Raw genomic sequence first — 6,473 nt, forward strand, 5'->3', positions numbered from 1 at the left:
TCGCCTCCGGTAATTACCTGATAGCCCAGATCCCCATCGGCGGCTCGAGCACGGAATTTTATACCGTCGAGGCGCGGCGCGCGGCCGGCTACGATGAGGGGATTCCTGGGGACGCGATCGTGATCCACCGAGTCGATACGACGCGTCGGGATCGCCTCGCGCAAGTGGTGGACCCCGACGGCAACGGCGACCCTAACGACGACGGGGCCATGTGGACGCCTGGAGAGACGTTCAGCGACCCAGCCAGTGGCATCACGGTCTCGGTGGGGGCGGCGAGCGCCACCAGCTTCGAGGTGACGATCGGATGCGCGACGTGTCCGTTTCCGGACCTCATCGAGACCGTTGTGAGCAACCCGCCGCTGGCCGCGGTGCCGGGAGCTGCGTTCCGCGTGAGGGACACCGTCCGGAACCAGGGGACGGCGTCCGCCGCGGCCTCCACGACGCGCTACTACCTGTCGCTCGATCGGCTGCGAGACCCCGGGGACCGGCTTCTTGTTGGCAGTCGGATCCTGCCGGCCCTGGGCCCTGGCGAGGAGTCGACGGACTCCGTTATTGTCGGGATTCCCCGGGACGTCCCCCGCGGTACCTACCTTCTGTTGGCGTGTGCCGACGACCTGGGCGGTGTCGCGGAGGGAAACGAGATCAACAACTGCCGAGCCTCCGAAAAAGCGGTATCAGTGCGGGCTGCCGACCTGGTGACGACGGCGGTCTCGAACCCTCCGGCCAGAGCGACACGCGGAGACGCCTTCACGGTTACGGACACGGTCAGAAACCGGGGAAGTTCCCCAGTCGGGGCCTCGGTGACGCGCTACTACCTGTCACTGGATCGGTCGCGGAACTCCGGGGACCGTCTCCTCGCGGGAAGTCGCCCCGTGCGAGGGCTCGCGCCGGGGACGCAGTCGACGGGGCGGGTCGTGCTCACCATCCCGTCGACCGTCCCGGTCGGGACCTATTTCCTCCTGGCCTGCGCCGATGACACGGGCAAGGTGGCGGAAGTCGACGAGCGGAACAACTGTCGCGCGTCAGCCGCCGCCGTCAGGGTCCGCTGACGGCGCCGTCCCCGAAGACGAGGTCCTCCAGCCACTCGATCTGAATCCGATCCGGTCCCTTGAGGCTCTCGCCGTAGACGCCATTGATGGCGCGGCGAGTCGACCACAGGATGACCTGCTTGCCCTGCTGCTGGAGGGTCTTGATCGCCTCGTGGAAGTCGCCGTCGCCGGTCCCGATCACGAAGACGCCGATCTCCGGGTGCTCGCGCAGGATCTGGTGGATCTTCTCCCGCAGCACGTGGTCCGACGCGTTGAACTTCTCGCCACCGGCGATGTCCGACCAGTACCGGGCGCTCTTCACGGCCTTCTGGTCACCCTCGAAGAACGGGCGGTCCCAGTCGGCCACGGCCCAGCGCTGCCTCGGGACGCCGTGGCGCCAGGCGGCATCGAGCAGACGCGTGGCCAGCTCCGGCCCGGCCAGACGCGGCCGAAGGAGCTGGGCCCTGGCCTCCGGCATCTCCTCGAGAACATCGGCCAGGCTGATCTTGACGTTTTCCCAGTCGAGCATGAGCGCCAGCGGCTGACGGCGCGGCGCCGCCTCCGGTCCGCCCCGATCGGCACGCCGGGCGCTGGTGGCCGCCGGCGCGCCGGGCGCCGCCTCGACCTCGTCGGCCGGCGCATCGGGCGCCGGGCCCGAGGCCGGGGACAGGTCGCCGGCCGGCCGGATGCGCGCCAGCAGCCGCTCCTCCCACATCCTCGCGTCCGCCTCCGACATGCTCGTGTCCCGCCAGCTCTGCTTCAGCGTCCGGAGCGCGTCTTCCTGGAATCCGTGCCGCTGTCCCCAGGTCAGGAGGGCGCGCAGCACCTGGGTCTTCTTGCGAGGATCGACGTTCTTCTTGGGCTGGGTGGCCTTCCAGCTCTGCTGGCGACAGCGCCAGGCGGCCTCGAGGTCCGAGGCGGCCTCGTTGAGGGCGGCGGCGCACTCCCAGTTCTTGAAGACCCGGCCCTCGGCCCCGTAGGAGACGCGCTGCCGGAACCACTCGACGCCCGCCGCGCTCAGAGAGGTCTCGATGAAGTCCCGCGTGAGCCGGTCCAGCTCGTCGAAGGTCAGCCGCTCCTTGGGGTCCGGGAAGATCCGGTCGGGGTCCCGCAGCATCCGGTTGATCCGACGGAAGTGGTCTCCGAAGCTCGACTGACCCCGCCCCTCGCGGAGCGCCTCGACGTCCTGGAGCGCGGCCAGGAGGTGCGCTTCGTAGTAGCGGGACTTGAGGAAGAGCGAGCCGAGCACGTCCTGCCGACTCTGTTCGAGCGCCCACAAGAGGCACAGCTCGAACACCTCGGAGGTGTGGGCGTCGTTCTCCAGCGCCGGGAGGAGCACGTCGAGGGCCTCGGCGGCCCGCGAGGGAAGCCGCCGGAGCGCGCAGGCCAGATTCCAGCGGGCCGTCCACCCCCGGGCCGGCCGGTAGTGCTCGGACGCGATGGCGTCTTCCAGGAGCTCGATGATGTCGTGGATGTCGGTCGCTCGCCCGAACAGGCTCAGGGCGTACGCGTACCATTCCTTGGCGATGGTGTTGTTGCTGCGCCGGTAGTGAATGTTGTTGAAGAGCTCGAGCGCCTGGGCGTCCTGCCGCAGGAGGAGGCCCCGCGCCTCGGCGAAAGCGGCGTCGGGGCCGCCGGCCACGCGGAGCTCCGAGGCGGGCTCGCGAAACTCGGGCTTGGCGTCGAGGCGGAGGCGCAGGTTCAGCTCGAGCTCGTCGGCGGACTCCTCCAGGGCGTGGCCGAGCGCCTCGACGTCTCCGCGTTCCACCGCCTGCCGGATCGCCGTCCACACCGATGGCGCCAGCAGCGCCGAGAGGTCCTCGGGGCGTCGCAGCCCCCGCTGCGCCAGGCGGGCGACGGCCGGCGCGACCTGGGCGCCGATCTCTTCCCAGCGCTTCCGGACCTTCTCCAGCCGGGTCGGGATCTCCATGGCCAGGACCGTCTCGATGTTGTCGCGAATCATCCGCTCCTGGAACACGGGGTCGTCCTCACCCGCGGCCCGCACGCGCTCCAGGTCGGTCAGGAGCATCTCGTTGATCCCGAGGGCGAGCTGGGGGGGGACCACGCCCCAGGCCGACGTCACCAGCGCCTGGAGCCGTTCGTGGACCGCCCCGGCGGTCACCTCACCGGCTCGGATCCGGGCCATCTCGTCCAGCACCAGCACCTTGAGCGCGTTGCCGAGCGTCTGCCGCATGGGCTTCGTCGCCCGGACGAGGGGGTTGCCCCCCCGGAACATCTCGTGGGCAGCCTGGAAGAGCCGGAGGCTCGCCTCGATGTGTCCCGCGCTCGCGATCCGGCGGCCCAGGACATCGAGGGCGAAGCCGAGGGTCACCAGGTCGCGGGACCGGGATCCGTCGCGGACCTGGGCGGCCGTCGGCGGGTCGGCTCTCAGGGACTCGACGGCGGCGCGGTTCTTCTCCCGGTGCTCTTCGGGGAACTCGGGCAGGCGGGACTCGACCGTCGCGACGAGCTCGGGCAGGGCATCGACCAGCTGCTCGGCGGGCCAAAAGTGCCACTCGATCGGATACGCCATGCGCAATCACCTCTATCCACACGTGGCTCCCCACCGGGGAGGAAAATCCTTGGTCGCGAAAGCAACGTCCGACCCCCTACCGCGTTGCGACCGCAAGGTCGGAGGTGCAGTGGGCGCACCGTGTCGCCTTGAGGGGAATGGCGGTCAGACAATGCGGGCATTCCCGGGTCGGGGACGCCGGGACGGCGGCCGGTCGCTTCAGGCGGTTGATCTGCCGGACCGCCAGGAAGATCACGAAGGCGATGATGAGGAAATCGACGATGGTCTGGAAGAAGAGACCATAGTTGATCGTGGGGGCGCCGGCGGCCTTCGCGTCCTTGAGGGTGGCGTAGGGCTGGCTCCCGAGATTGATGAACAGGGTCGCGAAATCGACTCCGCCCACCATGAGGCCGATCGGCGGCATCACGATGTCGTTGACGAACGAGCTGACGATCCGGCCGAAGGCGGCGCCCAGGATGACCGCGACGGCGAGGTCCACCACGTTGCCGCGCAGCGCGAACTCTCTGAACTCCTTCAGCATGGCGGATCCCCCCGAGGGTTACCGAGCGGGCCAGGGACTCGCGGGGCGAGGCCGGATCGGCACGCAGGCCTACCGGCGGCGCCTGGCGCTGGTCTTCCGGGCCACCTGGGCGGCGTGAGGCCGGCGGGCGGGCGGTTTCCTCGGGACGTGACGGCTCGGAGCGGGCTTCCGCGGCGCGGGCTGGGAACGACGGTCCGGCGGATGGCCGGGATGTCCGGTCGTCCTCTCCTTGGCCGAGTCCTTTGCCGGCGCGGGCTTGCGCGCCTTCGGGTCGGGGTTCTGGGCAACCAGCACCGAGGGCACCGGCTCGAGGAAATAGCGCAGGGCGAAGCCGCAAACCTTGCATCGCTTATAGCAAAACCGCCGCCCCTGCTCGTCCATGCGTGGACGGCCGAGCACCTCCATCCTTCCGGGACAGCACTTGTTGGGGGCCGGTGGCGAAATGATCCGCTTTGGATAAAGATTCTGAGGCTTTACGTCCCGGGTATAGACGATGATGCTTTTCATGGCCACCGAAATCCCCGGTGGCATTTTCACCGCATCCGCGGGAGGTTGCAAGCAAAAATCTCAACTGTCAGCGGGGGGACGAATCGGCCTCGGACGCTCCCCGGAGGCCAGGTCGCGCGCGCTCGGAAAGAGCCGGACGAGGGTTTCGGGGTCGGTCGTCTCCAGGAACGCCGGGACGAGGCGCCGCGTGTAGGCTCGGCTGCCGGCAAAGCGCACGTCCGCGGCGGCCAGGAGCGTCTCGTCGGCGGCGAGGAGGAGGAGGCCGCTCGCGCGCGCGTACCGCCCGCGCGGGTCGTCGTCCGTCCGGACCCCGGTGCGATCGCCGAGGACGAGCACCGGCCCGAATGGGAGGCGCCGGAACACGGTGACCGTGACCTCCGTCGTCACCCCGCACTCGCCCTGGGCGAGCGCTCCCAGCCACCAGCCCAGTTCGTCGAGCGCGATGGTGGCCAGTGCGGCGTGAAGGGAGCCGTCGGCGGCGCGGTAGCGCTCGGGGGGCGTGTACTCGCGCCAGAGGAAGCGGTCGTCGAACAGGAAGTGGATCCCGAGGCCCAGGGGATTCGCCGACCCACAGGCCAGGCACGTGGCGGTTCCCGGGAGCTCACCGGCAGCCGTCCGCTCCATCTTCCACGCTTTCACCGTCGGGCCCGGGTCGAGGGCAGGGACGCTCTGCCGGGAGAGCGTGGCTTCGGCCAGATGCCGGTCGTCATGGGCGAGGGCGACCCGGGCCAGCGGCCCGGTGCTGCCGGTGGTCAGGCGCAGGGGCGTGTCGGTCGGGACTCCACGCGCGAGGTCCACGCGAAGCTGGACCGGCGGCCGCGGGGTCGTGACGCGATGGAACAGGGCGGCGACTGCGCCGCCATGGACGACGCCCGGGAAGCCCTGGAGGTCGCGGGGGAAGCTGACCCGCCCGCGCGGCGCCTCAGCGAGGGCCTGCCGCAGGGCGTCTTCGATCGTCATCGGGTCTCGGTTCCTGTACTGGGCACCGGGGGCGAGAGTAGACACCCCACACACCGGGCCTCGGGATCGCTCCATTCCTCCATGGACCCTTCTAGTCTACGGCATCCGTGATATTGACTTCCGCCTGCCGGCGGTGAGAACCTACCGCTCATGGATGATCGAGGCCGAGAGTCGCGCCCCTCTGTGACCAACGAATGGACCTACGTGTGTGACTGCTGCGGCGAGCGGATGGAAGAGCGACAGTGCAAGATCGTGTGCAGAAACTGTGGCTTCTGCCGGGATTGTAGCGACCCCTGATCCGCTCGGATCACGCGAGTCGCCGCTTCCGCGACCTCTAACGATCCGTCTGGCCTCGGCGCCCGACCGCGATGGCACGCTGCCGATGGGCGCCACGGGCGCCGAAGCGATCGCAGACCCGGGTGTATAGCGAGGGGCGATGCGCGAGCGGATTCGACTGGTTTGCGCGCTCGTCGTCGCGACGCTCCTTCTCACGGCCGGCTGTGCCTCCCTGAGCCTCGACGCGGTGCGGGCCGACGTGGCGGCGGGCCACGGCCACCTGATCACGACCGTGCCCTTCATCGCCCAGGAGGAGTTCCAGTGCGGCCCCGCCGCCCTGGCCATGGTCTTGCGGTACTACGGCGCCGGCATCGGCGAGGACGAGATCGCGCGCGAGCTCTATATCCCGTCCGTTCGGGGCACGCTGAACTTCGACCTCGAGTTCTACGCTCGCCGCCGCGGATTCCAGGCCCGCTCCTTCGCCGGCACGCTCGCCCGAGCGAAGGAGGAGCTGAGCATGGGCCGGCCGCTGATCGTGTTCCAGGATCTCGGCGTGGCGACGTATCCGATCCCCCACTTCGCGGTCCTCCTGGGCTACGACGACCGGTCGGAGGCCGTGGTCCTTCACTCCGGCACCACCGCCTACCGG

5 protein-coding genes are annotated in these 6,473 nt (G+C 69.7%); 2 read left to right on the top strand and 3 right to left on the bottom strand.

Features of this window, described 5'->3' with window-relative positions; genetic code table 11:
- Nucleotides 1–1,049 (top strand): CARDB domain-containing protein (locus tag VGW35_10895; GenBank protein ID HEV8308164.1); only part of this gene is annotated, 1,049 nt, incomplete at its 5' end.
- On the opposite strand, the gene VGW35_10900 is transcribed toward VGW35_10895, so the two are convergent.
- From VGW35_10900 to VGW35_10910, 3 genes are all read right to left on the bottom strand, one after another.
- Entirely contained in the window at nucleotides 1,036–3,561 is a 2,526-nt protein-coding gene (locus VGW35_10900; protein ID HEV8308165.1) for a hypothetical protein, read from the bottom strand. The two genes, VGW35_10895 and VGW35_10900, sit on opposite strands and share 14 nt — an antisense overlap.
- Before the next feature lie 76 nt (nucleotides 3,562–3,637).
- Nucleotides 3,638–4,081 carry a large-conductance mechanosensitive channel protein MscL gene (mscL, locus tag VGW35_10905; protein HEV8308166.1) on the bottom strand — a complete coding sequence of 148 codons (444 nt, stop codon included), beginning with the start codon at nucleotides 4,079–4,081 and terminating at the stop codon, nucleotides 3,638–3,640.
- A gap of 567 nt (nucleotides 4,082–4,648) precedes the next feature.
- A complete protein-coding gene (locus VGW35_10910; GenBank protein ID HEV8308167.1) occupies nucleotides 4,649–5,548 on the bottom strand; it encodes a hypothetical protein in 900 nt (299 codons plus the stop codon).
- A gap of 436 nt (nucleotides 5,549–5,984) precedes the next feature.
- Here VGW35_10910 and VGW35_10915 point away from each other — a divergent pair.
- Nucleotides 5,985–6,473 (top strand): C39 family peptidase (locus tag VGW35_10915; protein ID HEV8308168.1); only part of this gene is annotated, 489 nt, incomplete at its 3' end.

It is taken from the genome of Candidatus Methylomirabilota bacterium (assembly GCA_036005065.1).
Lineage (GTDB): Bacteria > Methylomirabilota > Methylomirabilia > Rokubacteriales > DASRDR01 > DASYQW01.